Source organism: Moraxella bovis (assembly GCF_025985205.1).
Taxonomy (GTDB): Bacteria; Pseudomonadota; Gammaproteobacteria; order Pseudomonadales; family Moraxellaceae; genus Moraxella; species Moraxella bovis.
Genome location: NZ_CP087840.1, coordinates 1,406,851 through 1,431,827 on the forward strand (window position 1 = coordinate 1,406,851; position 24,977 = coordinate 1,431,827).

Annotated in this window: 40 protein-coding genes; 7 read left to right on the forward strand and 33 right to left on the reverse strand. The window is 44.4% G+C overall.

The features are described from left to right. The first annotated feature begins 53 nt into the window (after positions 1 to 53). Together LP107_RS06835 and LP107_RS06840 are read left to right on the forward strand one after the other, a co-directional pair. Positions 54 to 491: an HIT domain-containing protein gene (locus tag LP107_RS06835; RefSeq protein WP_264676307.1), complete on the forward strand. Its 438-nt coding sequence runs from the start codon at positions 54 to 56 to the stop codon at positions 489 to 491. A 149-nt stretch (positions 492 to 640) separates the two neighbouring features. Further along, complete coding sequence (locus LP107_RS06840; RefSeq protein WP_264676306.1) at positions 641 to 1,831, forward strand: tyrosine-type recombinase/integrase; 1,191 nt, start codon at positions 641 to 643, stop codon at positions 1,829 to 1,831. A gap of 53 nt (positions 1,832 to 1,884) precedes the next feature. Here the strand turns inward: LP107_RS06840 and LP107_RS06845 are convergent, their stop codons facing one another. The 21 genes from LP107_RS06845 to LP107_RS06945 are packed head-to-tail and all read right to left on the reverse strand — an operon-like array spanning position 1,885 to position 16,503. Next, on the reverse strand, positions 1,885 to 2,427 hold the full coding sequence (locus LP107_RS06845) for a D-Ala-D-Ala carboxypeptidase family metallohydrolase (RefSeq protein ID WP_264676218.1): 543 nt from the start codon (positions 2,425 to 2,427) through the stop codon (positions 1,885 to 1,887). Positions 2,428 to 2,450: 23 nt separating this feature from the next. Continuing rightward, complete coding sequence (locus LP107_RS06850; protein WP_112742265.1) at positions 2,451 to 2,756, reverse strand: hypothetical protein; 306 nt, start codon at positions 2,754 to 2,756, stop codon at positions 2,451 to 2,453. Next, entirely contained in the window at positions 2,749 to 3,123 is a 375-nt protein-coding gene (locus tag LP107_RS06855) for a hypothetical protein (RefSeq protein WP_112742264.1), read from the reverse strand. Before LP107_RS06855 ends, LP107_RS06850 begins: the two co-directional genes overlap by 8 nt. A 9-nt stretch (positions 3,124 to 3,132) precedes the next feature. After that, the gene (locus LP107_RS06860; RefSeq protein WP_264676305.1) at positions 3,133 to 3,522 is read right to left on the reverse strand and encodes a hypothetical protein; all 390 of its coding nucleotides are present in this window, start codon (positions 3,520 to 3,522) and stop codon (positions 3,133 to 3,135) included. Next, positions 3,503 to 4,627 carry a hypothetical protein gene (locus LP107_RS06865; RefSeq protein WP_264676304.1) on the reverse strand — a complete coding sequence of 375 codons (1,125 nt, stop codon included), beginning with the start codon at positions 4,625 to 4,627 and terminating at the stop codon, positions 3,503 to 3,505. The genes LP107_RS06860 and LP107_RS06865 overlap by 20 nt, the downstream gene beginning before the upstream one ends. Next, on the reverse strand, positions 4,627 to 6,549 hold the full coding sequence (locus LP107_RS06870) for a hypothetical protein (protein ID WP_264676303.1): 1,923 nt from the start codon (positions 6,547 to 6,549) through the stop codon (positions 4,627 to 4,629). The genes LP107_RS06865 and LP107_RS06870 overlap by 1 nt, the downstream gene beginning before the upstream one ends. Further along, positions 6,549 to 6,956 carry a hypothetical protein gene (locus tag LP107_RS06875; RefSeq protein WP_115369768.1) on the reverse strand — a complete coding sequence of 136 codons (408 nt, stop codon included), beginning with the start codon at positions 6,954 to 6,956 and terminating at the stop codon, positions 6,549 to 6,551. Before LP107_RS06875 ends, LP107_RS06870 begins: the two co-directional genes overlap by 1 nt. Then, positions 6,943 to 7,131 carry a hypothetical protein gene (locus tag LP107_RS06880; RefSeq protein WP_115369767.1) on the reverse strand — a complete coding sequence of 63 codons (189 nt, stop codon included), beginning with the start codon at positions 7,129 to 7,131 and terminating at the stop codon, positions 6,943 to 6,945. Before LP107_RS06880 ends, LP107_RS06875 begins: the two co-directional genes overlap by 14 nt. Beyond that, positions 7,128 to 7,493, reverse strand: a complete 366-nt coding sequence (locus tag LP107_RS06885; protein ID WP_264676302.1) for a hypothetical protein — start codon at positions 7,491 to 7,493, stop codon at positions 7,128 to 7,130. The genes LP107_RS06880 and LP107_RS06885 overlap by 4 nt, the downstream gene beginning before the upstream one ends. Before the next feature lie 51 nt (positions 7,494 to 7,544). Continuing rightward, positions 7,545 to 8,270: a phage tail tube protein gene (locus LP107_RS06890; protein ID WP_264676301.1), complete on the reverse strand. Its 726-nt coding sequence runs from the start codon at positions 8,268 to 8,270 to the stop codon at positions 7,545 to 7,547. A 25-nt stretch (positions 8,271 to 8,295) separates the two neighbouring features. Continuing rightward, entirely contained in the window at positions 8,296 to 8,733 is a 438-nt protein-coding gene (locus LP107_RS06895; RefSeq protein ID WP_264676300.1) for a phage tail terminator protein, read from the reverse strand. Then, positions 8,726 to 9,169, reverse strand: a complete 444-nt coding sequence (locus LP107_RS06900) for a phage virion morphogenesis family protein (RefSeq protein WP_264676299.1) — start codon at positions 9,167 to 9,169, stop codon at positions 8,726 to 8,728. The genes LP107_RS06895 and LP107_RS06900 overlap by 8 nt, the downstream gene beginning before the upstream one ends. Further along, a complete protein-coding gene (locus LP107_RS06905; RefSeq protein ID WP_264676298.1) occupies positions 9,166 to 9,600 on the reverse strand; it encodes a DUF1320 domain-containing protein in 435 nt (144 codons plus the stop codon). Before LP107_RS06905 ends, LP107_RS06900 begins: the two co-directional genes overlap by 4 nt. Positions 9,601 to 9,602: 2 nt before the next feature. After that, entirely contained in the window at positions 9,603 to 9,959 is a 357-nt protein-coding gene (locus LP107_RS06910) for a hypothetical protein (protein WP_264676693.1), read from the reverse strand. Continuing rightward, on the reverse strand, positions 9,889 to 10,959 hold the full coding sequence (locus LP107_RS06915) for a major capsid protein (RefSeq protein ID WP_264676296.1): 1,071 nt from the start codon (positions 10,957 to 10,959) through the stop codon (positions 9,889 to 9,891). Before LP107_RS06915 ends, LP107_RS06910 begins: the two co-directional genes overlap by 71 nt. A gap of 10 nt (positions 10,960 to 10,969) precedes the next feature. Continuing rightward, positions 10,970 to 11,338, reverse strand: a complete 369-nt coding sequence (locus LP107_RS06920) for a hypothetical protein (RefSeq protein ID WP_264676295.1) — start codon at positions 11,336 to 11,338, stop codon at positions 10,970 to 10,972. An 8-nt stretch (positions 11,339 to 11,346) separates the two neighbouring features. Further along, entirely contained in the window at positions 11,347 to 12,420 is a 1,074-nt protein-coding gene (locus tag LP107_RS06925) for a S49 family peptidase (RefSeq protein WP_264676294.1), read from the reverse strand. After that, positions 12,404 to 13,153 (reverse strand): phage head morphogenesis protein, encoded by a 750-nt coding sequence (locus LP107_RS06930; RefSeq protein ID WP_264676293.1) that lies wholly within the window; start codon positions 13,151 to 13,153, stop codon positions 12,404 to 12,406. Before LP107_RS06930 ends, LP107_RS06925 begins: the two co-directional genes overlap by 17 nt. Next, a complete protein-coding gene (locus LP107_RS06935; protein WP_115369756.1) occupies positions 13,140 to 14,570 on the reverse strand; it encodes a phage portal protein family protein in 1,431 nt (476 codons plus the stop codon). Before LP107_RS06935 ends, LP107_RS06930 begins: the two co-directional genes overlap by 14 nt. Next, on the reverse strand, positions 14,567 to 15,964 hold the full coding sequence (gene terL / locus LP107_RS06940; protein ID WP_264682745.1) for a phage terminase large subunit: 1,398 nt from the start codon (positions 15,962 to 15,964) through the stop codon (positions 14,567 to 14,569). Before terL ends, LP107_RS06935 begins: the two co-directional genes overlap by 4 nt. After that, positions 15,964 to 16,503 (reverse strand): terminase small subunit, encoded by a 540-nt coding sequence (locus LP107_RS06945; protein WP_264676291.1) that lies wholly within the window; start codon positions 16,501 to 16,503, stop codon positions 15,964 to 15,966. The genes terL and LP107_RS06945 overlap by 1 nt, the downstream gene beginning before the upstream one ends. A gap of 113 nt (positions 16,504 to 16,616) precedes the next feature. Between LP107_RS06945 and LP107_RS06950 the strand changes: the two genes are divergently transcribed. Beyond that, entirely contained in the window at positions 16,617 to 16,826 is a 210-nt protein-coding gene (locus LP107_RS06950; protein ID WP_264676290.1) for a hypothetical protein, read from the forward strand. Positions 16,827 to 16,862: 36 nt separating this feature from the next. Further along, positions 16,863 to 17,063: a helix-turn-helix domain-containing protein gene (locus LP107_RS06955; RefSeq protein WP_264676289.1), complete on the forward strand. Its 201-nt coding sequence runs from the start codon at positions 16,863 to 16,865 to the stop codon at positions 17,061 to 17,063. 426 nt (positions 17,064 to 17,489) lie between these two features. Here the strand turns inward: LP107_RS06955 and LP107_RS06960 are convergent, their stop codons facing one another. Then, complete coding sequence (locus LP107_RS06960) at positions 17,490 to 18,194, reverse strand: BRO family protein (RefSeq protein WP_264676288.1); 705 nt, start codon at positions 18,192 to 18,194, stop codon at positions 17,490 to 17,492. A gap of 399 nt (positions 18,195 to 18,593) precedes the next feature. Between LP107_RS06960 and LP107_RS06965 the strand changes: the two genes are divergently transcribed. Together LP107_RS06965 and LP107_RS06970 are read left to right on the forward strand one after the other, a co-directional pair. Beyond that, positions 18,594 to 18,776 carry a type II toxin-antitoxin system HicA family toxin gene (locus LP107_RS06965; protein ID WP_264676287.1) on the forward strand — a complete coding sequence of 61 codons (183 nt, stop codon included), beginning with the start codon at positions 18,594 to 18,596 and terminating at the stop codon, positions 18,774 to 18,776. Between the two features lie 61 nt (positions 18,777 to 18,837). Then, positions 18,838 to 19,251, forward strand: coding sequence for a type II toxin-antitoxin system HicB family antitoxin (locus LP107_RS06970; RefSeq protein ID WP_264676286.1), 414 nt, complete (start codon positions 18,838 to 18,840; stop codon positions 19,249 to 19,251). A 10-nt stretch (positions 19,252 to 19,261) separates the two neighbouring features. On the opposite strand, the gene LP107_RS06975 is transcribed toward LP107_RS06970, so the two are convergent. From LP107_RS06975 to LP107_RS07025, 11 genes are all read right to left on the reverse strand, one after another. Continuing rightward, positions 19,262 to 19,663, reverse strand: coding sequence for an antiterminator Q family protein (locus tag LP107_RS06975; protein ID WP_264676285.1), 402 nt, complete (start codon positions 19,661 to 19,663; stop codon positions 19,262 to 19,264). Continuing rightward, positions 19,647 to 19,868, reverse strand: a complete 222-nt coding sequence (locus tag LP107_RS06980) for a DUF3310 domain-containing protein (protein ID WP_264676284.1) — start codon at positions 19,866 to 19,868, stop codon at positions 19,647 to 19,649. Before LP107_RS06980 ends, LP107_RS06975 begins: the two co-directional genes overlap by 17 nt. Then, entirely contained in the window at positions 19,865 to 20,020 is a 156-nt protein-coding gene (locus tag LP107_RS06985; protein ID WP_264676283.1) for a hypothetical protein, read from the reverse strand. Before LP107_RS06985 ends, LP107_RS06980 begins: the two co-directional genes overlap by 4 nt. Before the next feature lie 136 nt (positions 20,021 to 20,156). Beyond that, positions 20,157 to 20,642 carry a recombination protein NinB gene (locus tag LP107_RS06990; RefSeq protein ID WP_078273444.1) on the reverse strand — a complete coding sequence of 162 codons (486 nt, stop codon included), beginning with the start codon at positions 20,640 to 20,642 and terminating at the stop codon, positions 20,157 to 20,159. Then, the gene (locus LP107_RS06995; protein WP_112742084.1) at positions 20,639 to 20,929 is read right to left on the reverse strand and encodes a hypothetical protein; all 291 of its coding nucleotides are present in this window, start codon (positions 20,927 to 20,929) and stop codon (positions 20,639 to 20,641) included. The genes LP107_RS06990 and LP107_RS06995 overlap by 4 nt, the downstream gene beginning before the upstream one ends. A gap of 21 nt (positions 20,930 to 20,950) precedes the next feature. Continuing rightward, a complete protein-coding gene (locus tag LP107_RS07000; RefSeq protein ID WP_264676282.1) occupies positions 20,951 to 21,229 on the reverse strand; it encodes a DUF968 domain-containing protein in 279 nt (92 codons plus the stop codon). After that, positions 21,226 to 21,621 carry a VRR-NUC domain-containing protein gene (locus LP107_RS07005; protein ID WP_264682746.1) on the reverse strand — a complete coding sequence of 132 codons (396 nt, stop codon included), beginning with the start codon at positions 21,619 to 21,621 and terminating at the stop codon, positions 21,226 to 21,228. The genes LP107_RS07000 and LP107_RS07005 overlap by 4 nt, the downstream gene beginning before the upstream one ends. Next, positions 21,618 to 22,226: a hypothetical protein gene (locus tag LP107_RS07010; protein ID WP_264676191.1), complete on the reverse strand. Its 609-nt coding sequence runs from the start codon at positions 22,224 to 22,226 to the stop codon at positions 21,618 to 21,620. The genes LP107_RS07005 and LP107_RS07010 overlap by 4 nt, the downstream gene beginning before the upstream one ends. Then, positions 22,219 to 23,109 carry a replication protein gene (locus tag LP107_RS07015; protein ID WP_264676778.1) on the reverse strand — a complete coding sequence of 297 codons (891 nt, stop codon included), beginning with the start codon at positions 23,107 to 23,109 and terminating at the stop codon, positions 22,219 to 22,221. The genes LP107_RS07010 and LP107_RS07015 overlap by 8 nt, the downstream gene beginning before the upstream one ends. Further along, positions 23,106 to 23,789 carry a Rha family transcriptional regulator gene (locus tag LP107_RS07020; RefSeq protein WP_264676189.1) on the reverse strand — a complete coding sequence of 228 codons (684 nt, stop codon included), beginning with the start codon at positions 23,787 to 23,789 and terminating at the stop codon, positions 23,106 to 23,108. Before LP107_RS07020 ends, LP107_RS07015 begins: the two co-directional genes overlap by 4 nt. Positions 23,790 to 23,856: 67 nt before the next feature. Beyond that, positions 23,857 to 24,132, reverse strand: coding sequence for a YdaS family helix-turn-helix protein (locus tag LP107_RS07025; RefSeq protein ID WP_112742261.1), 276 nt, complete (start codon positions 24,130 to 24,132; stop codon positions 23,857 to 23,859). A 154-nt stretch (positions 24,133 to 24,286) separates the two neighbouring features. Here LP107_RS07025 and LP107_RS07030 point away from each other — a divergent pair, with 154 nt between their 5' ends. Continuing rightward, positions 24,287 to 24,955: a helix-turn-helix domain-containing protein gene (locus tag LP107_RS07030; RefSeq protein WP_112742260.1), complete on the forward strand. Its 669-nt coding sequence runs from the start codon at positions 24,287 to 24,289 to the stop codon at positions 24,953 to 24,955. Positions 24,956 to 24,977: the final 22 nt, after the last annotated feature.

A 24,977-nucleotide genomic window follows, 5' to 3' on the forward strand; every position in this document is an offset into this window, starting at 1 on the left:
AAATCATGTTACAATATCCTGTTAAAATTCATAATTAAAAAAAGGCTATCTCAATGTTCCAATTACATCCCACCCTTGCCAAAGACACATTTTTGGTTGGCGACTTACCCCTATGTACCGTGCGTTTGATGAATGATTGTCAATTTCCTTGGCTGATTTTGGTGCCACGTGTCTCAAACATCAAAGAAATCTATGAGTTATCTGACGCTGACCAAGTGCAATTTTTACGTGAATCAAGCTGGGTATCTAGCCAAATGGCAAAAATCTTTGGGGCAGACAAAATGAACGTCGCCGCCCTTGGTAATCAAGTGCCACAACTACACTTTCATCATGTCGTCCGCTATCAAAATGACGCTCGCTGGCCCAACCCTGTTTGGGGTTGCCCCGCCATCGCCTACACGCCCGAAGTCTTGCAACACATGAAACAGACCCTGATGATGGCACTGCGTGGACATCATGAAATGCCTTTTGACTGGAAAATGGAAATATAAGTAGCTCATTGTCGCTCATTGTAGCCGAAGCCTTGATTTACAAGGCTTTTTTTATTTTTATTGTCGCTCATTGTCGCTCATTGTCGCTTGAAATCGCTCTCTTTTTGTAGTATGCTTTGTAGTACGCCAACCAACGTACTACAAAGACCATGAAAATCATCAAACCACTTACTGCAAAACAGATAGACAACGCCAAGCCCACGGATAAACCTTACCGCTTATATGACGGTGGGGGCTTGTCGCTACTCATCAAACCCACCGCCAAGATTTGGCATTTTAATTATCAAAAACCCATCAGCAAAAAACGCACAGTTGTATCATTTGGGGCTTATCCTGTTGTCAGTCTTGCCGATGCAAGAGCCAAAAGGGACGAGTATTTGGCACTACTTGCCCAAAATATTGACCCCCAAGAATACGTCAAGCGACAATTAACAGAGCGCAAAGCCAACATCGATAATACTTTCTACAAAATCAGTCAAGACTGGCTTGCACAGCAAAACTACAAGCCAAGCACTTTGGACGGGGCTAAACGTTATTTGCAATATGCGTACCAGCACATCAAAGATAAACCTATTGCCGACATTACCGCCTTTGACATTTTGGACATTTGCCAAGCCGTCCACGACACGCACGGCTCACTTATGGCAAGTGGTGTTAAGACCAAAATTGCCCAGGTGCTAGATTTTGCCCTGTCAAGGCGTATGGTTACAAGCAACGTAGCAAGGGGCTTAAAAAGTACCCACAAAAAACATAAAAAAGGGCATAATCCTGCCATTATTGACCCCAGAGACTTGGGCGAATTTTTAAATGCGGTGGATAATGCCGATAATTGCGGTGTTGTTGTCAAGACCTTTTTGCAACTTGCCCCCTATTTGTTCGTCCGCCCTACTGAGCTTGCTAGTATGCACAAAAAAGACATTGATTTTGACAAAAACGAATGGCGATACACTCCGCCAAAAACAGAAAACAGTACAGAAACACAGGTAATAGTTCCGCTTGCCAGTCAAGTAGTTGAAAAAATTAAATTTTTGCTTGACTGGCACGGACACGACTATGTTTTTTATTCAAATCGTGGCAAATACCGCCACATCACACGCCCACGCCCTGCCGAGTGGCTTAGGGATAATGGTTTTGCAGGCAAACAGACAAACCACGGACTTCGTGCCACCGCCCGCACGATTCTAGAAGAAGAATTGGGCTATCCGCCCCACATCATAGAAATGCAATTAGGACATCAGACCAAAGACCCCAACGGCAACGCCTACAACCGCACCAAATTTTTAGAAAAAAGAAAGGCGATGATGCAAGATTGGGCAGATTATTTAGATAATCTTAGATAAAAGACTGTCAGAAACAGCTATTTTCGTGAGAGGTGCATGACATGCCCCCTCCTTTACCCAATTCTAAACACTTGCCCACGCTGTACGCCATCTGAGCGTTTATAGCCCAGATGCACCCAACTGTTCGGGCTTTGAGGGTATTCAAGAATACACTGGTCAAATTTTATACCACGCTTCTTGAACTCATCTGCCAAATGTTTTACCACCGCCCTTGTATTGCCAAAGGCAGGACAACTAAAATCAATGGCATAGCCGTGCAGGTGCGCCGAGTTTTTCGCCCCACCAATCCTGCGATTTAAGGTAGGGCAACGATAACCACTGGTGATAAATATGGGGTGTCCTAAGATGTCTCTTGCAGGTTGCCATAGATTAACCGCACTTTCAATCAAATTTGCCAGAACCTGTGCGTTTGGCATGTTATCAATGTTATATCGTGTGGCGGTTTGACTTGCCAACAGCTCGTTTAGCGTGATGTTGGCTGTGATGGGGATAACCACACCCTTTGATAACGCCACTCTTAGGGCATGGATGGATTGATTGCCCCAAATGCCATCGGGTGTTGTGCCAATGGCGGTTTGTATGTCTTTGATTGTCATAATTCACTCCATAAAAAAGCCCCTTAGGGGCGGTTACGTCTAAAACGTCTGCGTATCTTGATACAATGCTTTTGCACTTTTAAGATATCGCCAATCCAATACACCAAAAACAACACACGACAAAACAGCTCTGCGTGTGTGATATTATTGTCATCAAAACTGGCATACAACGCCACCGACCATGCAAGCGTACCCACCGCCACAAGCCACGAATCCACGGTGGGTGTTTTGGCATGGCTAAACGCTTGCAAATGACGGATAAACGTATAAGCACCAAGTCCAAAGCCTACAACACAAATTAGGGCATTGATAATAAGCATATTACTCATTGTCTCGCTCCTTTTTTGACCAAGGGATAAACTTATCTTGTGCCGATTTGTACAGCTCGTTTTGGCGTTTTTGGTCGGATATAAACACCAAAAACCCTGTAATGATTGGTGTGCTAAGCAAGGACGTGATAAAACCCCAAAGTAGTAGTGTGCTTAGCGGTGGCTCGGCATTTTGGTTAAGATATAGCACCATCGCCATGCCTGACATCGTGCCAATCAAGGTTTTGGCGATAAATGGGCGTCTTAGGCGGTGGTCGGTGTTATCAATCTTGATAAATGCACTCGCCAAACCGCCAAAGGCACAAAACACCCAAAACGGTAGCCAACTCAATAAAAAAGGGGCTGATAGCCCCTGTAACTCTGTCATATAATCCCCTTAACGACCGCTTAGTGCTTTGCCGTTTTCTAGTTGCTTTAAAAATTCCATCATGGTATTTTCTTGACCTGCTGGAATGCTTGTGTTAATAGTCTGCCCCCCTTGTTTGATATTGACATTGACGGTTTTTTGAGGTTCGATGACATCCGCCGCCTGAATTGCTTGTGTGTCAGCTTTGCGATAACGCAACTGCTCGGCAATATGCAACAAACGAGTGCTAGCACCCGCATATCTAGACCCTTTGAATCCCATCATACCTGCCATTTTATGGATGTTCTCATATGGATCACCATTTGTGACACCGTTCATAAGCCGTCTGGCGGTTTGCATGGCGGTTTGTTCATCGACACCTGCCTGTTTTAGAAAGTTTTCAATTGGCTCTATTGCCAATTAAGCTATCGGCAAACACTTGGCTCCACGTCTTTTGGCTAAATACCGTCTCGGTGCGTGCTTGCAAATCTCCTGCCAGTAGCATAGAGCTTGCCACCGCATTCGTGGTATAGTCGTGGGTTATTTTGGTAGACAAGGTAACACGCCCTGTGATGTCGCTATCAACAATCAGCCCCATGTCCATAATGCGATAATCTACCGTCACAGGGAATGTGGGCGGACTGTCAAAGCTAATAATACCCCTATCTAAATCCACCGCCGCCTTGACATCACCATCAGCGTTGTACACACGCACATCAGATAAGCGTACTTCGCCAAGCTCGATACGGTCGGTAGGTTCGGTAATGGTTTTGCTTTTAAGCTCGGTAATCACCAAGCCGTCCCCTTTGCGGATAAATGGCACTCGCCCATCGGTAGGCAGTCGCACAGGGTCAAGCCCGATGATATTACTATCAAGCGGTAAATAGCTATATCCCACCGCATTGATGGTAACGCTGTCAGGGTCGATATAAAACGGCTCATTAATATAACCGTCATAGACATTTTGGGCATCATACCACCATTTGTCGGCATGCTCGCTTGCCAACACCTTTTTATAAAAGACTAAGTTAATTACGCCCTGCTTAAAGTCCACCGTGCCGTGTGCTTTATCGCTACCTGTGATTTGTCCGTCTTGGTTGGTTGAGAGCGTAAAACTCTCGCCATCTGTAAACTTGCCCATGATTTGTACCGAGCCGATTTGGAGTGGTCGCACGGCAGTACGGAAGATAAGACTATCTACCGCATTGGCTTTGGTATAGACCACGCCAGACTCTAAGACAGCCATACCACCTGCTCCTGCTTGCCAGTCATCTAGGGTAATTTTTTGCCCTTTCATTATGCCAGCATTTGCCCCGTTATGGCTAAGATTAGCCCCAAGCATGACCCTATCGCCCACTCTGACACGCACCGAGTTATCTAGTGCATTTAGCCCGAAATCGGCATGTACTTGACCTACAAGAGCGGTATCATCGCTACCAAAATCACTACTGGCATGACGAATAATAAGCCCTGTGGCGGTCAATGGCACTTCTTTATTGATGATGTTATTGGTTGTTTGTTTCATTATACCCCACTAAACATGATATAGTTTGCTTGTTTGCTATAATTTTGTGTTTGAACCATCTGAACTTTTAACGGCTTAGTCAGGCTAATGGTCTGAGTGCCATAATCCACCACGCCCATTATCTCGCCTGCCGTATTGGTAGTGCGTTCAGTGATAGTCGTTTCCTGCGTGGTTTTTCCTGTCAGAAAATTCCCCGAGCTGTCTTGTTGCGTGCCCAAAATCTTTTCATAGCCACTTCTAAACACCACATTGCCCTTGCCGTCATCACCAAACACACAGCCCATGATTTCAAGGCTTAGTGTGCCACGCACAATCGGATTATTTAGCTTGATGGTCAAGCCACTACTATTACTACTGACCGTTGCCCCATTGCCGTCTGTGGCGATATGACTGTTTGCCCCTTTTAGGGTAATTTGTGAGCCTTTGGCAGGTAATTTATCAAAATACACTTTTAAGCCGTCATCAGTCATGTCAAAGGTAGAATTCACACCATCTATCTCAACGGCAGATGGCATTTTGTCGGTCTTGACATGAGCGTATAGGGGCTTTTGTATGCCACCGACAGCAATCGCCCCATTATCCGTACCATAGCTGATGATGATAAGGCTTTCGCTGTCCGGTATGGCGGACGTTGTCAAGACAAGCGTTTTGTCATTGATGACACCAGACCCTTGTCCTATAAGCTTACCACCATTGTCGGTTAAGGTGTACACTTCGCCATTTGACTGATAAGAAACTTTAACCGATAACGGCAAGGGTGTATTGGCTAGGGTATAGACATAGTTATATCCTGCCCCTATCTTTGGCACGGCTATCACTTCGGTGGCATTTGCCCCTGTTTGATAGCCTGCAGGAATAAAACTCACAGTCGCTCCACGCCCTGTATTTCCAGCGTACCACGTGATGACCCCTGTCTCATAGGCAATCGCCCCGATGGCGGTATTGCCATTTTTAATTTCGCCATTGTCATCATGATAGACCGCCCCACCCATATTTACCGTCAAGGAAGTAGGATAGACCGCCCCAAGCTGATTGGTTGCCGATGTCACAAAGGTTTGGCTGACGGTGTCATCATTACCTTTGACAAAAAACACGCTGTTCATGCTTGGGTTGTTCTGCACCAATGGCGTTTCTACCTGCGTACTTGGCACCACCTGTACATAAATACTCTCCAAATTAACCGTTTGGGTGGTCATGGCAGTGATAGGCTGTGCCAGATGACTTGCCGAGTAGTACTGGGCAGCGTCCGCCACGATGGTATCACGCACCAATGCTTTTCTTTTTTCGCTGACCCCATCTAGATATTCAAGCACCGACAAACCATCAAAATCATGTCTTAGACTGTCGGTAATCTCCAAGCTAGCAATCAATCTTGTGGCGGTTTTTTCACGACTGATTGGGAATTTTCTGATTTCCGTACTAACCTTGCTCACACGCACAAACTGATAACGCTCATCAGCTTGGTTCTCGTTTTGGATAATCACCAAAGAATTACCCACGCTTGGTACGCTGTCGGTAGGGTCTAATGATAACTGTATCACACGCTGACCCTTTAAGTGACTTTCTAACAAATGACCGCTCCACCGACTGCCCCTTGCCAAATAGCTCTCAATGCGGTCTTTGGCGTGGGTTCGTCTGTCAGAAAAGGCGGACGCTTTAAACGCAAAAACGCTCATTTTGTGGGGGATTTTGGTAAAAATAAGCCGTGCTGACTGCACCAACTCATCATTTGCCGTCCGTACGCCCAAAAATATCTTACGCAGTCGCACACGCCCCATCATACGGTCGGTATCAGATACATCAGGAAATAGGGCGTTACTGGTGTGATTAGGAACGGTGTGTGTGGTTGGCAGTCCACCGCCATCATCAAAATCTGATTGATTTTCCGCCTTTAACAGCACCAAATTATCTTGTGTTATCATCACTCTACCTGTACAAATCTAAGCTCAATATTAAAATAATCGTCCAAATTGGGGCTGTTATGCCCTTTCACTGGCGTGGCACGCATGGGGTCATCGGTATGGTCGAACATCACGGTCATCTCTTTATCCATACCGTCTTGATGGTAGGATAATTTAAATTTGGTGTTAGGCAAGCTTGCCCACGCCTGCAACCGATTAGCAACTGCCCTTGTTACCCATGCCATGTCATCACGAGCGGTTAGCACATACGGCTTGCCATGCTTGCGTACGGCTTGCTCGATGAGTAACGTGCCGTCTAGCATGCGGTTGTGGGTTGATACCACTTTTGACCAGTTAAGCTCGTCCACGCTATACAAATCATCGGACAAATCTACATGCCTGTTGTCTGCTAAATTAGTAAGTTTCAAACCATTTTCCCCATGCTTTTTTGTCCGCCCCTGCCATACGCACCGCCACCGCCATCATCTTATAATGTTCGCTTTGGCGACGGGCAACCACCTTTAAAAACGCCACAAAATCGCCATAGCCCATCTCCATGACATCGCCATAGTGATGACCGTTTGACACAAGTGTTTGTATCATGTCGTGGTAAGGGCTAATGTCGTGAGTGTTTTGCCTATCTTGTTTAGCGGGCTTAGAATTTGATTTAAAAAAAAACCTTGCGATAGCTTGATGACTTCACAGGTAAGCTCAAACAAGGCTTTGGGTTCCTGCTCTTTTAGCCATTCCCTGTCGGCATCTGTCAATATCGCACACAGATTGACCACATCGGGACTGTGCATGGCACACAGACGAAACAAGTCGCTGTTGGTTACCTGACCGCCTTTTGAGATGTCATTAAACCTATCAATAAACGGCTCAACCGCCACACACACGGCAGGTAAATCCTTGACTTTTATGGGTCGTATTGTGATTTCTTTGTCGCTGATCTTAAGTTTTGTCATTTTTTAATCCAAAAAAACACCCTTGCAAGCGAATACCTGCAAGGGATTGGCTTACAACTTGCTAATCGTTACTAAGCCTTCATTGGTCATCAAGGCTTTACCTGTGATTTCAAATTGTCCTAGCTCATCATTAATTAAATCAAAGGTGCTGGCAGGTTCGATAGCCATTTTGTGGATTTGTACCAGTACAGGTTTGTTGTTTTCGGCAGTGTTAAGCCCTTCAAAGCGTAAAGCGTATTCAGGATTTGATTTTTTCAAAAACTTAACCTGCTTTGCTGTGCCTGCGGTGTAACTGACCGTGAATGGCTGTTTTAGCGTTTGGCTGTCCGAGATGAACGTAATGCGACCAAAGGTTTTATCCACGATATAGTCCACATCTACCACCAATGGCTGACTGTTTTTATCATTGATGACCACATCAGAGACGTTTTGATGGGTAAGCACCCAATTATCGCCTTTGGTTAGCTCGCCCAACACTGCATCAGTGATACTCTCGCCTGCCACATCAATAATTTCTCCATGAAAGGCTAGGGCTAGGTTGTCAATATTGACATCTTCTAGTGTAAAGCTTGCTTCAACGTTTTGCTCGCTGATGATGACTTTATCCACCGCTCTTGTCCCTGTGTGGCTCTCTTTGTGTTCGTTTTTCTCAACGGACGTTTCTAGTGACAGGGCAGGTACATTACCCACAAAGCGAAATGCCCCTGTCTTACCGTCCACGATAGGGGCAACAAACACTTTGCCCTGACCACTATAATATTCTGCTTGATAGTTCATATACTCTCCAAAGCCCTAAGGGCGGTTAAATGGTAATATCCGTACTAAAAGTAAACGGATAATAACTAAACGCATTACTAAACCCTGCCACATCGCTCCCCACTCGTTTAAGCGGTGAAGCATACGGCACGACTTTCACGCCTTGCAACTGTCTTAACACAAAGGGGATAATCTCGCCTGCCACTTGCACGCTATCATAAGCGTTGATTTGACTGGCACTGTGCGATATGGCAATGATGACGCTATAACGCTGGCTGACTTTGACACGCTCGCCACGCCCTGCTGTATCGCCCACCGTATCGCCACGATACACCACATAACAGGCAGGTGTGATTTGCCGTTGTTCTGATACGTCATTTAAGCTTTGCAAAAAATCCACACGCCGAAACAACGGTTCGCCTTGATGTTGTAGGGTTTTTAACAGGTCGGTTAAGGCAAGCCCCACCCCAAAATAATTATCCACGAAGTAGCTCCGTTAATATCTTTGCCACGCTTTCTTTCTCCTGCTCGCCCAAGCCCAAAAACGGTCTTGGCGGTAAGATGACTTCTTTTTTACTTACCCAACCATAAGCGGTCTTAAAACGTAAAAAGCCGTTATTTCTCGCCTTAATGGTTGCCCCATAATGCAAATAAGGGGCGTATGCGACTTTGGTTCCCCACGCCACACCGTCTGGCACAAGCTGATAATTTAGGCTATAAAACAACTGCCCTGTATCTCTTAGCGTTTGACCGCTTCGCACGGACGGCACGAAGGCATGACCGTACAAATCCACGCCTTGCTCTATTCGCTCTTGGGTAAGATACACCATTTGACTGCCCACTTTTCGCCAAAAGGTGTGGCTTTTTTGCTCATCAAATAGCAAATGTTGTAAAAAGGCGGTTAGGTTCTCGTCAATCATGGTCTTGGCAACTTAGCAAACACATTATCCCCAAACACACCGCCTTTATGACTAGCTCCCACAGGGGCAACGGGTCGGACGGTGGTTTTTTGGATTTCTTGGGCGGTTAGTGGGGTAGCATAGGTAACATTTGCCTTACCATTTGCCACGTCTTTAAGCCACGCTATGGCTTCATCATAGCGTTTTTGCACTTCTCCGTCGCTGTCGTTCATATACAGACGATATCGGGCGATGTTACAGGCAATCACGGTCAAAAACTCACTACCCACCACAGGCGTGATGTAACGCACCGACAAATAACTGTTGATTTGATGGGTTGCATCTATCAGTGCTTTATCGGTGGATAGTTCGCCGTCATGGTGCATACTTTCAAGCTCATTGATTTGGCGTATGCCAAAGCGAGTTATCATGTCATCTTTAGTTGCGTACATCTTTAACCTTGTGTTTTGGTTGTGCGTTGGCGTTTTGGTTTATCTTCTGCAACGGTTTTTTCGTCATTTTCGGACGGTTCATCGCCCAATGGCTCAACATTCCCTTTTTGTGGTTCTTGGTCGGACGGCACCGCTTTAATCGCACCGATTGCCAAAAGTTCTTTGGCTCGCTCGTCTGTTAGACCTAGCACTTCATCGCCTGTGGCGAAACGCCCAACAGATTGATTGGCAATATATTTCATGATTTTTTTCTCCAAAAGAAAACCACCCACAAAGGGTGGGTTGGGCTTAGTCAATAAATTCATCGCCACCGCACACGCCATTAACATTTGACGGCACGATAAGCGGCGAGGATTCACAAATCATCTTGATACCGCTTGGGTCCTCTTGCACCACCGAGTAATCAAAAAATTCCACTGCTCGTCCATTGGCACTTAGGTGCTGGATTTCGCATTGGGCTTGATAGCCTGTGGTATCAGCAATCATGTAAAAACCCTTTTCGCTGATGAAACGCTCCGCCTTACCGTTCAGTTTGTGCTTTTCGTCGTAAGTATAAACGGCGATACCATCAATCTCACCACGATATTTGGCATTTGGCACGGCAAGCCCTAGATTAAAGGGATTTGGGGCGGTCGAGCCTTTGGGTTCAATAAAACGCTCTGTAAAGCCCTTATTTCTTACCATGTGCATGTACAGCTTGCTTGATGTCAAAATCACGCTTGCCCCTGTACCGCCATGCTCAATCAAGCGGGCATTCATGGTCTCAATATCACCCACAACGTCCGCATCAGGCTCATGCCATTTGACGACAGGCGTAAAACTTAGGTCGCTATGACGTCCAAAGTCAATCTCCATGGCTGCGTGGTCATCGCCCACCGCAATAGTCTTACCCTTAGTCAAAATATCACACGCCATCAGAACTTTACGGTTTACAATGGACTGACGCAACTCATTAAACGCCCCAATCTGTGCCAGTCGCCATTTATCCGACATGGACATATCGCCTTTAATGATTGTTGCATCTTTCAATCTTGTGAACAACGCCAAATCATAGGTGTTGGCAGGGGTAATCATCTTGGCAGGCTTGACATAAGGGGCTTGGATATACTTACGCTCAAAATTGCCCTGTTCACGGATTGGCTTGCCCTGCACCACAGGCGAGACAAAAGGGGCAAGCGGTTGGCTGGTTTCTAGCTCATCAATCGGCACCGCCTTTTGGTTGTCAAAGCCAACTTTATTGGGAAAAAACGTGTCCAAAATCCAATTATCAAGCGGTTTGGTTTTGTTTTGTACGATAGATAATTGATTGTTGTCAAGTAGGGTTAATTCTTGACCTTTCACAGTAATTTTCAATGTCATAAAAAAATCCTTAAATTTGGCGAAGTTCAATGGCAGTTGCCGTGTTAGCACGAGCTCGGGCTTGGGTGCGTTGTTCTTCGGTAAGTAACACACCTTGTAAACGCACCGCTTCTACGTTAATTTCCCCTTGTGTGTACACAGGGATTTCTTTTTTGGCGGTCAAGTGTTTTTCTACCTGCTCGGCGGTTACGTCCACGGCACAAATGACGTGCCAATCTGTGCCGTCTGCCGAGTGCGTCGCCACGTTTTTATCACTCACCACCAATAAATCGCCACGTTTGTAATTGGTGCCTGTGGTTGGCACCACGCTGTCGGTCTGTACACCATCCCCAATGACAAGGTTTGGCTCACTGGTGTAACTGATGTCTTGCTTAATCATAATCCCCCCTATTTTAGGTTGTTGATTGCTTGGTCTAGTTCATCGCCACAGCTTGCCACGCCTGCGGTGAATTGCTCATCGGTTAAGGCTTTTGGCAGTGTGGTTTTTGAATGTTTGGCGAACAAGGCAAAAGCTTCATCACTCATCGCTTTGATGGCGGCAAGCTCATTGTCATCAAAGCTCTTACCTAGTGCTTGGATTTGTTCATCACGCACTTTGGCTTGATAGGCTTTTAGCTCATCGTCTTTATCTTTTGCCGTTTGCTGTGCTTTGGCAATTAGGTCATCTTTGGCTTTGCTTTCTGCCTTGACTTTGTCAAGTTCGGCTAAGGCTTCGGCTAGGTTCATCGTATCTCCTACGCTGTCAATTAAACGTTTATCCAGGGCAACAGTTGCATTAAAACTATCGCCTTCCCATGACTTGATGTCATCTACTGATAAGCCACGCATTTTTGCCACATGGCTCATAAATTCATCAGCGACTGTGTCCGCTTGGGCTTGTAGTCGCTCTTTTTCGTGTTCTTGCAAGGGCAGACGGCTGTCAAATGCACCTTTCCACTTACCACTTCTAAACACATGTACGCCAATACCTTCTTTGGCGTAACTTTCGCTAAAATCCAAATGCGTGATATACGCCCCAATACTGCCAATCTTGGCGGACTTATCGGCATGGATTGCTTTGGTGCTTACCCCTAGCCAATATGCTGCCGAGTTCATCGCTCCTGTGGCGTGGCTGGTAATGGGCTTATCTAGTCGCTGTATCGCGTCTATCACATCAGATAAGCCTTTGACAAATCCCCCATTACTGTCAATATCAAGGACAATTTGACGGACGCTTGGGCTATCATTGGCTTGTTTTAAGTAATCACCCAAAATGTTATAGCCTGTTACGCCAAATTCGGTGTAATCTCTATCAGTTTGTGGCAATAACAGCCCACGCACCTTGATGGTGGCGATGCCGTCTTTAATATCAAATCCGCCTGTTGTCTGCTCGCCCACATTGATATTCTGGATAAATGCCAAAATATCGCCATGATACGAACACGGCTCACGGTTTAGCTCTTGCTCAATCTGTTTCTTCATCAATCTGCCCTAAAAGTTCATCAAGCGTGGTTATGGGGTAGCTCATCATCGCCACCTGCTCAATCTGCCCTGCTACGCCCACCAAATCAGCTTTGGGATTTTCCAGGGCAAGACGTGCTATGGCGTCATACACCAAATTATTAAACTGCTCACCATAGCGGGCGGGACTAATGCCAAAATCATCAGTCTTTGGCGGTAGCTCATCGACTGGCGTTATGCCACGCTCCTTTGCCTGTTGCTCTGTCAATGCCCTAGTGGTGCAACGACAACGAAAACCGCATGGCGGTGTGTTGTCAAGCCAAAAAGGGTCATCAATGGGGCGTATTACCCCATGCCTTGCTCTGTGTTCGGGACGTGTTCGGCTGTCATTGATGGCAGAGTACATCAGATAAGGGCGGTCTTTCTTGTTCTGTTGTTGCTCATACCATTTGCCACGATTGTAAGCAGCTTGAATGTTGGTGCGATAGATGTTATTTAGCCTGTGGCGTGGTAGATGTATGTCCCCCGCCTGCACTCGCTTTCGAAAATCGGCGAACGTCTCGCCATGCTCTATCGCCTTGTTCACGCTGTCAATGATATGGCGGATTTGCTCTAATTGGGCTAATGATTTGATTGATATGGACGTTTGCCGTTGTAGCTGTGTCATCTGATTGTAGTATTTATCAGACGGCACAACTTTTCGGCTTTTGGCAAATGCCAACGCTTCTTTGAACATCACATCAAAATGATTCATTTTCCGCCTCATCGATAACACCGTACAAGTCCGCCACCGCTAGGCTTGCCATGATAAGCTCGTCATCATCGCCCACCAATTTAGCAAGGGCGGTTATCATCTCGTCCTTGTCTTTGGCATTTTTGATGATGTTTAGCACGTCATCGGTTGGCAGGGGTTGGTGTGTCAAGCCGTCCGCCAGTGTTTCTAATCGCATTTGTTCATCAGTAAACTGTCTTGCCACACCGCCTTTGGCTTGTGGGCTATTGGCAATGATGTTTGGCGTGCTTTTGATGTACTTTTTGTCAATATCGTACATATCAGCAAAGTAATCATCGGTAAATGCCACGCCAATTTGCGACAAAGTCAAATCACGGCTTGCCCGCTCGGTTTGTAGCGACTTTTGTTCAATCCAATTAAATACTGGCGGTGTATGCCCATTGACCTCACAAATCACGTCAATAAACTGTTGGATATATTTTTTGACAAATTTTCTGTCGCTATTAAAGATAATCTCTTGTTGGTCTTGGTGTACCTTGCCCTGTCCGTACGTTCCGCCTACATCAGTGCCACTGGTTAGGGTCTGCCCTAAGAGATATTTGGCAATACGGCGATTGATGGCATTATCAAACACTTCAAACGCCACATTATTGCCACTGCTATTGATGACTTGTATGTCATCGTCAATACCGATTGCCAGCACCGAATTATCTTGGGCTTCTAGCATGGCACCCGATAGCCGTGTTGTTGCTAAATCGTCCGTGTCTGCGGTCTTACCAATCATCAACGGCGAGCCAAAGCGTTCAAGGTTTTTCGCCCAAAACGCAAAACCGTTTACTTTGTAGTAATGTAGCCAATACACACGGCTAAGCAGTGCCTTGCCCTTTGGGTTTTTGTAGGTTGGCTCATGGCGAACAAGTAACACCTTTTGGCGGTAAGTCGGATTAGCGGAAATATCCACGCCTGCCGTTATATTATCGGCATGGTAAAATAGCCGTCCGTCTTTTTTTGGCTCAAACCATTCCATAGGCTTTTGGGTTATGGATTTAACCCTGCCGTCATCATGCCATACAAGCTCGCTTACGCTATACCCATACAGTTTTGCGTTCATGATTGCACTAACCAAATCATCTAAATGGCGATTAAGCTCATCATAGACAAATTGGGCGGTCATGCCTTCAGACGGCGATAACGTAAAAGGCGATTGCTTTAAGTTTTCTAGCCGTCTGGTGATTTTCTCGTCTATCTCGTCATCATAGAGTAGGGCGGATAATGATTGGCGTGTCTTGCCAACTTTTGCCAAAATTTCATCCGTATCAGCCATTAACACATCATCGAAAAAACGGTCAATTTGACTGATAAACTCATCTTTGCCTAGCGACATGGGCTTTGGTTTTGCCGTTTGCTTTTTCGGCTTAAAAAAATCTAAAAGTTTCATCTAAATGTCCGTTTTCCTGCGGTGGCATATTTAACCGTTGCTGGCTGTGAAATCAGTTCGCCATAGGCTCGGCTTAGGGCGTCAATGCGGTCATCATGGCTAGCATTGGGAAACAGTCGCATTTCATCAACCAATCCCATATTCCACGCTCCACGCACCATAACCACATTACCTGTATTTACTTGACTGGCGAACGGTTCAGCACGCACCACTTTATCGCCACTTTCTATTGAAGTTTTAAATTTATAGCCTTGTAACATCTTGCCAAAATGCACCGCTTGGGTTTTACCTGCTTGCCCTGGGTCTTGTGGCAGACTGATTAACACGCCCCTACCATCAAGGCTTGCCGTATTTTTAATCATGGCATCACGTTCATCAACCGACACATCGCCATGTGCCATATCGCCAATGACAAGCCGTCCGTCCGCCATGATGCCTAGCAACGCCCCACAAGTTGGGTCTCCGCCCACCGTTGCCCCCAAGTCCCAACCACGCACCCACCGCCTAACGGTCGGTAGGGCATCGATAATCTCAATATTGGACGGTTTAAAAAACCCACCTTCAAGTGGGGCGGGTCTTTGTTGGTATTGCCCTGCGAACATGTAGGGGCTTGCTTGCTCCATTTGGCGTAATTTAACAATGTCATGCTTAAAATCCCACAACGCCTTGCCGTCATCACTGATAGCGGGCAAACATAAGTGTTCCCACTCGTCATCATCTCGACCAGACAACAAAAACCCCGATAAGTCATTTTCATGCAAGCGTTGCATGATGACAATAATCGGGGTTCGCTGGGTGTTTTTGCGTGATTTTATGGTTTCAGTAAACCAATTAATCACATTGTTACGCTTGGTCTCTGAGCGTGCTTCCGTTGCCTTATGGGGGTCATCAATGATTATTGCCCCGCCAAAGCCGTCTCTTAGCTTGCCTGCCCCAAAACCTGTGATTGTACCCCCTGCACCTGTGGCGTACATCGTGCCACCTGCCTGTGTTTTCCAATGGTCTTTGGCTTGGCTGTCATCTTTTAGGGGCGGGTTAAAAATCTTTTGGTATTCTTCATGACAAATCAAATCACGGATTTGGCTTGAATTTTTGCTTGCAAGTGTTGATGAATAGCTTGAATGAATAAATTCACAATCAGGCATTCTCCCCATTGACCATGCGATAAAATTTACCACCGCCAATTCTGTTTTACTGTATCGTGGCGGAATATTGATAATCACATTTTGACTTCTGCCGTAAAAAATATCTGTCAATTTATCACAGATGATTTGGTGGTGGTCAGACTGCACCCACTCATAGCCATAGCGAACATAAAACATATAACGGCTAAAAAAATACAGGTCTTCATACGCCAACGACCTTGCCACTTCTTTTTCTTTTTCGGACAACATCAGATTTTACCCAAAACTTCTTTGGCAATTTGTCTAAATTCATCTTTACCCATTGTCTCATTTTGGTTAATTTGGACAGCTGTTACATCTACTGATTGATTGTTTGCCCATGCTCCAATTTGAACATGCTTACCAAGCAATTCTAGGTTTTTGACTTTGTCGGGGAATTTGATTTTTTTAACAAATCCGCCTGTGGCGTTTTCTACAATCTCAAATGATGATAGATTTAACCGCCATTCTTTTGACCATTCGGAAATCGGCTTAAAATTGCCTGTTTCGTCCAAGATGTCGGCAATGTCCAATTGGTCAATCTGCACCAAACGATTTAACACATAATCAGCATTGATTTTAGTGCGTTGTTGGCGTTCACTCATTGCTTGTTGGATTGCGTTTTGAATGTCAACAAATGTCAACATTCTTTGCCCCATACTTCTTGCGGTTTTCTCGCTATACCCTGCACGAATACAGGCTTGTGTGGCGTTTAGGTCTATTAAGTACTCATCAACAAACCGTTGTTGTTTTGGCGTAAGTTTCGCCATGCTTACGCTCCTTTTAAAAATATAAAAAATAATACTTGACAATGTTCCTAATTTTAGGTACAATATACATCAACAAGCAAGGCAATCGTGCCAGCTTATCACTTGGAGTTGATATGAGACCAAACACCCAAACCCTTAACCGAGAAATCAAAATGGCAGAGCTTGAACGCATTAAGCTAGAAGCTGAAAAAATGAGAGTTGAAGCCGAGAAACTAAGAGCCGAAACTTTTAAAATCCAAAAAGAAACCAAGTATTATCCAGCCGTTTCTATCGTGATTGCCTTAATCGCCCTAGTTGCTTCACTTCTAGCCCTACTCAAATAACCAAAGCCCCCAAGTGGGGCTTTTTAAGGAATTGACATGACCCCTGACCAACTCACCGCCATCGGCACGGCATTATATGGCACACAATGGCAATCAGACCTTGCCCGTGCATTAAATGTTGATAGCCGTCGTGTTCGCCAATGGCTCAAAGAAGAAAGACCGATACCCGATTGGCTAGATGATGAATTAAAAGTACTGCTCAATGAAAAAATCAGCCTGTGTCAATCATTATTATAAAAAGCGTTGGGCGTAACGGCTCGCTAATCAATAGCAGTCATTTGGACTTTCCGTCTTGCCCAACAAAAAAGCCCCTGTCGGTAATGGGGTAACCGCTACTTACCAACCCTTTACCCACTTAATGCACAAAGACGGCTTAGGTTTGGTGTTCGTTTGTCAAAATGGCGGGCGTACCAATAGCCCCAATCGGATTTTTACTCACGGTGGTGCATTCTGTTGGCGGTCAATCAACAGGCGTAAAAAAGCCCCGCCAGTCGGCAGGGCAAAGGAATTAGAAAGTAGGCTCGTAGAGCCTATTATAACATATTTCATTAAATTTGCAACAAAAAAAGCCACAACCTTTCGGCTATGGCTTATTTCAATTATGCCATAATTTTACCCCTTACTGTTTCCAAAATCAAGGGGTTTTTTATGAGTTTTTTGTAACTAGATAATAAAACGAGTTTGCAACGCCTTAATATTTCTCTCGCCAACATCAAGGCGGTGTTGCAATTCGCCAATATGGTCAAGCAGATGTCTGACCACACCGATAATCTCGTTTAATTCGCCTTTTGCCTTTTTGTTTTGATGAGCTTGGTCAGCTAGGATATTATGAACAAGGGCAAGATTGGGGGTAAAAACAAAACTCTCAATAAACGCCAATGCTTTGTCAAACTCAACCGCCAAAATATCCTTATACCTTTTGACACCAAATTCATCATATAAGGCATGGTAAATGGTCTGATAATGCACTTTGTTATTTAGGCATTTTTGTTTAATGGCTTTTTGGATTTGGTAGGCTTGACTGTCGGTAATTTTGGCAACTTGTACAGGCTCGCCCACTTCTTTATCCAAAATGTCTAGTACCCATTTGCGAAACTCTTTGGCAATTTTGGTGCGGGCAAACATAGCGATTAAATGGCAACCACGCAGCGAAAAGATACGCATTTTTTGCATACCGCCATTTGTTTTGACTGTGGCAATGGCGGTCATAGACGAATTAAATTCATCAGCATTGCGTTCATAAATTTTGGTAACAGATTGCGTATCGGCATAATCAAGAGCTTTTGCCAATTCGCCAGAAGTAAGCCAAATTTGGTTGTCCACTTTGGCGGGGATAAGGGTGGTATTTTGGAAAGTTAAAGTTTGCATTGTGTATTACCTTTTTGATAGGGTTAAATTTTCCTAATTTAAAAGGGTGGGTCAAATTGACTTACCCTTAAATTAGGAGACCAACGGCTCAAAACCTATACACAATTAGGCGGACTTATTCCCTTGCGGTATTGTATTCGTCGCACCGTCGGTCATAACTTATCAAATAAGGTATGCAAATCTATGCCAAAAAAAATTTCGGATTAACTTTTGGACATAAAAATATCACGCTGACGGGGTGATTACCGTTGTGTAAGGCTTTTGAGACCTTAGGCATATCATACCCCAAGCCATACCCTTTGTCAAATGGTTTTTTAAATAAAATAAGACAAAAATGTCTTGACAATAAGACATAAATGACTTATAATAATCCCATACACAGCAACCATAGGGCTTTTTATGAAGTATTCAGAGTTTCAAAGGTGGCTATTGGCACAAGGGGCAACGGTAAACAAGCAAGGCGGTAAAGGCTCGCACCGTAAAGTTACCCTAAATGGCAAAACCACCACTTTCCCTTATCACGGCAGTAAAGAGATTGGGGAAGGACTAAGAAAGAAAATTTTAAAAGACTTGGATTTATAGGATTGGGGGCAACCCCAATCTTCCCAAACTGTGTAAAAAGCCCCATTTTAAGGAAATGATTATGTACTATCCTGCTACTTTTACCCCTGATACCAATGATACTTTTTTGGTGGCGTTTCGTGATATTCCCGAAGCGGTGGGCGTGGGTGAAACCTTTGAAATCGCCTACCAATCCGCCCTTGACGGCTTAGAAACGGCATTTAGCATCTATATGGACGAACGCAAGCCAATCCCCGCCCCCAGTGAGCTGTCTGACGGCGAACACGCCATTTATTTGCCTGTGGCGGTACAGACCAAACTTGCCTTATATCACGAAATGCTAGCCCAAGGCGTTACTAAGGCGGAGCTGGCTCGCCGTCTGTCTGTCAATCAAAAACAAATTGATAGACTTTGGGACGTGAGCCACTCCACCAAATTAGAATTTTTGGAAAAGGCGTTTAGCGTGCTAGGCAAACGCCTATCCCTAGCCATTTAAAAAAGCGGTCTTATGACCGTTTTTTTATGTTTTGATAAACCTGCCTTTCGGCTTCTTGTAATAACCTGCCAATCGTCCTTGTACTGACAAACCGCTTTCGGCTATCACTATCCGCCATATCCACTTGGTGCGGATATTCTAAGGGCGTCAGATACCGCCTTGATATTTGCCGATAAGACCACCCCCAAACGTGGTACATGAACAAGACGTTATACAGCACCAAAAACTCTCGTCTAAGCTCACACACTGCCTTATCCACTGCCAATGCTTCATCATCGCTAATATTCGGCTCGTTGTAGCTGCCAAAACTTACCGCTCCATTGGCGCGCATAAAAGCAAGTAGGGGCGTATCGTGTTTTTCATAGCCATTGTGTCTTGACCATAAACCCCATTCTTTAATCAGATTTCGCATTTTGCAATCTCCCAATCTCATCTTGTATATACCAAACCGCCTTTTGCAAATCTTGAATATCACTGTTGCCGTCTTTAAGTCCTGCTCGCCACAAGTATTTGATGGCGTTGCCAATGTTAAAATTGCGATGGCGGGTAATCTCAATGCACTCAATACCGCTAGGGTCAGAAGTGTAATGTTTGGGGTGGTTTACAGGGTCATTCATTTTTCAACCCCCATTCTCTTAAATTCGCTAATAAAATCGTCCCACGCCATAACTGCCGCCTTGTCATTAATAACCACCGTTACCGTATCTGATTTTCGGTCATAATCAATCACTTTGGCAACATCGCCGTTGTCGTTTGTGTAGTAAGTCATTTTTTAATTACCCTTTTGCATTCATAAATTTTATTGCCAACAAAGAAACCACCCAACTTTTCGCATTCGTTGGCAATATAAAAATGGGCATATTGATAGCCAACAAAGAAACCAATAACCAAAAACAATAAACAAATCATCTCACCCACTCCAATTCCTGTGGTGTCGTAACCTTAAAGCCATTTGCCACCGCCCATAATTCAATTTTTGTTAAATACTCGGCAAATTGTTTGGTATTTGCCTTTGTTGTGCTGATATTTTTAATCACACTCATTGCGATATTTTCATAAAGCGTGTCGTTAATTACGCCCTTACACCGCTTGATACTATCCGCCATCTCGGCAAATTCACCATCATCTCGTGCGTAAATACGAGCCAAAAACAAGCGTTTAAAAAACATATGCCACCATTCATCATCTTGCCCATTTTGGCTTTCTAGTTCGTGAAGCCAGCTCCAATAAAGTCGGTTCTGGGCGTTGCTTCTTGCCTTATCGTCATCAATGCCAATCGTTACCACGACATTATGCGGTGTGTTTAGGTTGTCCGCTACGGCTTGATGAATCGCTTTAAAGCAGTTCTCGGCAACATCGGCATTGATAAGGCGGTAGGATTGATTTTTCATAAGAAAATTTGATATAGAATATGAAGTGAAGCAAGCATTAAGATAATAAGCACATTTGAAAAACCCAAAGTTACTTTTTCTGCTATTGTAAATTTTTTATAGACACTAAAATCCGCATAGCTAGAATTACCTAAGATACATTTAATCATTAACCCAAAGTTTAAGATTAATAATATTTCAATATAATTCAAAATCGGCAAAGAAAATAATCCACTCATATCTTGATAAACCAAATAAATCAAGTAGGTTTTAATTAAATAACAAATAATCCAAAAAATAATCATCATAACAAACACCTTTAAAATAAATTAAAATAAATTCTCAGTTGGGTTATCCTGCTCATTTAACACAGAATTAACAAACTCAAGTTTTCTCAAAAACCACGCCTTAGCCCGTTCACGGTTTCGTCCTTGATAAGTGTCCAACTCTTGATGGCATTTTCGGCACAATGGAATAGTGTACTCATCATCGGACTTAGTCCCCATTCCCTTGCCAAACTCGCCCCAATTAGCGTGGCAAGGGTCGCTTGGTGGTGGGGCGTGGCATTGGACACAGGGCAGGGATTTTATGCGGTTAAGTCGGTTCATACTTCATTAATCCCCAAATACGCCTTAATCTCATCAATTGCCCCAGTTGCCCCATACGCCACCACTGCCTTATAGCCCTGTGCATTTAGGCGGTCAATCATCGTTTGTTGGTGTTTTGATACCTTGCCCGCCTGCTTATGTTTGCCGTCTTTGGTTTTACCCTTTGGGGCTTTAAGCTCAATAAATAAGCCGTGATAGCCCCCGTGCGGGATAAACAAAAACAAATCAGGAAACCCCGCCTTTGTTCCCATCGCCTTAAAGCGTGTGGCGGTGGTAATGTGGCGTTTGCCACCGTTGGGGCTGTGGTGCAGATAATCGGCAATTTTGCCATCTGCCCATTTTTGCCATCTTGCCCAACTGATGACGGCGATTTGTTCACTGTCTTCGCTCATGCCAACACATCCATTTTGTTTAATCCAAACAGGCTGTGCACAAACTCATCACTGGCTAATTGCTTGGACGGCTCGCTTGGGGCGTGGGTGATGGCAATGGGGGCGATGTACCGCTCGCATTTGACCTTGTTTACCACCAGTTCATGCACAATCATCTCGTAATGGTCTTTGAAGGCACTGTGGGCGGTGATGGTCATGTTGCCGTTGTAGTCCGCCTGTGAAAACAGGTGCATGGTCTTGTCATAAGCTTGTTTTTCTGCCGTGCTAATCGGCTGTGTGCTATCGCCACGCCATGCCAGGATGTTTGATAACGCCCCGTTTTTGGCGACGTAACTGTCGGCGATGACGTCGGTGTTATCAAAGCCATCAATGCCCTTGCACCATTTGGCGAACAAGGCAGGGTCAGGGCAATAGCCCATTTGATTGATTTTGGCAAGCCCTGTGTTAAGCTCAGTTTGACTAAATCCTGCCACACAAAACGCAAATCCTGCAACCACTTCGTTTGTGCTAAGACCGCCAAAGGTTTTTTCAAATGAACGCGGCACAATCGCTTTAATCATGGCGGTTAAATGCTCCACATTGTTGATTTTGACAAGATTACTCATAATTTACTCCTAGTGCGTCAAAGTTTGGTGGCAGGTCATCGACAAAAACATTGGTTGGGTTGGTATTTGCCATATGGCGTAATTCGTCCATGCGGTTTGTTGGCTGTGGATTGCCAAACTTGGTTTGTGCGTTCTGATACCAATCCGCCTTGAATGACTGCCAACCCATTTCACAAGCGAACTCAATCGCTTTGGCTAGTGATACCCCTGCAAGGGTTGCTTGCTTGGCGATTCCGCTAAGGGCTGTTTGGGTGAGCTTGGTTTTTCTGGTGGCTAGGTAATCGTTTGCCACTTGCTCATCAACTCCTAGGCTGACTAGCTCATCTGCCGTGATGAATTTTTTGGCTGATGGAGATTTGCCAGTCGATTTGTTCGGTTTTGCTGTTTGCGAATTTTCAAGATTTTCGTGCGTGTGCGTGTCATACTCTCTGTATTTCTCTTTAGTGTTTTTAATATAATGTATTTCTGTATGTTCATTTTTTGAACCAGCTTCTTGTTCATTTTTTGAACCAGTTGGTTCATTTTTTGAACTAGTGCATTTTTTGACTGGTTCATTTTTTGAACCAGCTTCTTGTTCATTTTTTGAACCACAAAAATCATCATTTAAGCGGTATTCGCTCATTGATTTTTCATTGCCTTTTTGAACAGAAATTAACCCAATTTCTAGCAATTCATCGATTGCTTTGCTGACTGTTGCACGATGATTTATTCCAGTATATTTTTGGATTTGTGAATAACTGATGCGGTCGGCTTCTTTGTGCCAACCGCGGGTTTTGCGGACGATGAGCAAATATATTTTGCACGCATTACCGCTAAGCTTGCAAAGCATCTCATCAACGAATGCGTTTGGCAGCTGAAAACTGTTTGCGATGAATTTGCTCATTTTTTCTCTCCCATGATTTTAAAACCTGCTTTTAATGTCTTGCCAAAAGTCCAATTTGTATTTTTGCGTAAGATATCAATCACTTCACGCAAACTCATATTTGCAGGATTTAAGGCAATATAATCATCAATGCTAATCACGCCTTGTTTTTTTAACAGCTTTTTGACCGCCGACAGTCCGACCTTTGCCCCAACCTGTGAAGCATTGACTAGGTTCTTACGGTCAGCCACAAGGTCATAATGAGCAACTTTGGGGGCATCTAGTTTGGCTTGTTGTTCTAGGGCGATTTTGGCTTTTTCGGCTTGTTCTCGCTTTTCAAATTCAGCAGCCCATGCACGAGCTGCTTCAGCAGGATTTGAAAAATCGGGCAAAACAAGGCTTGTTGCTTTTTCCAACTCTTGCCAACGACGATTAATACGAATACGCACATCAGCACGATAGCCTGTAATTAGGTCAATGCACTGCTCTTTGGTCAATAAGTATTCACGATATTGCTGATTGCCTGTGTTGGGCGTGGTGTAATACCCTTGCCCAACTTTGGGCAACCCCATTTTTTCGTAGGTTTCATTTAAAGTATCAATATCACGCAATACATGGCGATGTTCTTTTTCGCACAATGTGGCAATCTCACGACTTGACATCGTTTGAAAATTGCCTTGAATTTGGGGTAAATTTGTCATATAATAGACTCCGTTGTTTGTAGAAAATAACACCGTCCGAAGTTAATCCGAACGATGGACACCGCCCCTAGTTGTCGCTAGGGGTTTTTGTTTGGGTGGGATTTAGGGGTTGATTTTCTGATGGGACTTCCATCGCTTCAATCTCGGCAAGGCGTGGGCATAAATCCACCGCACGGAATTTGCCTTGAGTGAGTTTTTCGGCAAGTGTAGCGGTATGGGCGGACATTTTGCTTTTGCCACTTATCCAAGCAAAAACTGATGGTTGCTTAATTTTTAGGGTTTTAGCGGTTTTTGTTTGCCCGCCCAAAAAATCAACCAAGTCTTTATAGATATTTTTATTCATAATCCTAATATCTCTTAAAAATTATCATATTCTATAGATAAAACTTGCTTAAGTCAATAGAAAAAACTATAAAAATTAAGTTGGCATTATTTTGACTTTTAATAGTCAAAACTATATAATATGTTTATATAACAAATTTTTATGGGGGTGCTTTATGACACTGGCAGAGCGACTAAAACAGGCAAGACTAGCAAAAGATAAAAGCCAAACTGAAGTTGCAAATGCAGTCGGTATGAAGCAACCAAGCTACAATGCCATTGAAAGTGGAAAAGTACAAAGAAGCGGTTTTTTGACTGATATCGCCCAATTTTTAGGCGTAAACCCCCATTGGCTCGCCACAGGACAAGGCGAGATGACCGCCAAGCCTACCATTGATGAGTTACGGCTAAAAATGGATGAGATACAGGGTAAGGTAAATGGCGTGGAGCGTGCCAATCCTGTTAAGATGTTGCCTGTCATCAATGAGGTGCAAGCAGGGTATTTCACTGATATTGGTGATGATAGCTATGATGAGTATCGACCTGCCCACCACAAAGGTAGCTACTGGCTCAAAATCAAAGGCGATAGTATGACCCCTGAATTTCGTCAGGGTGATTTGGTGCTTGTTGACAAAGAGCGTATTGCCACCACAGGCAACTATGTCGTTGCCTTGATTGAGGGTGATGCCAAAGCTACTTTTAAAAAATATCGTGAGTGCTTTGATGACGGCAAGCCTTATTATCAGCTTATCGCTTTAAATGACTTTTACCCCATTATTGATAGCCGTGCCAAGCCTTTTGAGGTGATTGGCGTGGTTGTGGAACATAACAGGGGATTGGTGTGATTTTTTCATAATGCCAAATAAA